Source organism: Granulicatella sp. WM01, from assembly GCF_004570605.1.
In the GTDB taxonomy this organism is placed as follows: Bacteria; Bacillota; Bacilli; order Lactobacillales; family Aerococcaceae; genus WM01.
Genome location: NZ_SPPB01000203.1, coordinates 1 through 221, shown reverse-complemented (window position 1 = coordinate 221; position 221 = coordinate 1). Strand labels below are relative to the sequence as shown.

1 pseudogene is annotated in these 221 nt (G+C 39.8%); it reads right to left on the bottom strand.

Features of this window, described 5'->3' with window-relative positions:
* Positions 1-221: pseudogene (locus tag E4T68_RS09180) on the bottom strand (ISNCY family transposase); the annotation flags it as partial.

The following is a 221-nucleotide window of genomic DNA, read 5'->3' as shown; positions in this document are numbered from 1 at the left end:
TTGATAATCAAATACCGTTCGTCTATCCGTTAAAAAAGCAGCAGGAATACCATAATTGGTTAATATCTGATGTAACACCTGATAATAGCCTGTTAGCGTTTCTTGTGGGGCAAAATAGGCACCAACACTATTACCAGAAGCATCATCAATGGCAACATGAAGATGAGAGACAGTTTGACCAAACCATCTGAATTGGCTAGCGTCCATTTGTATCAGTTCGC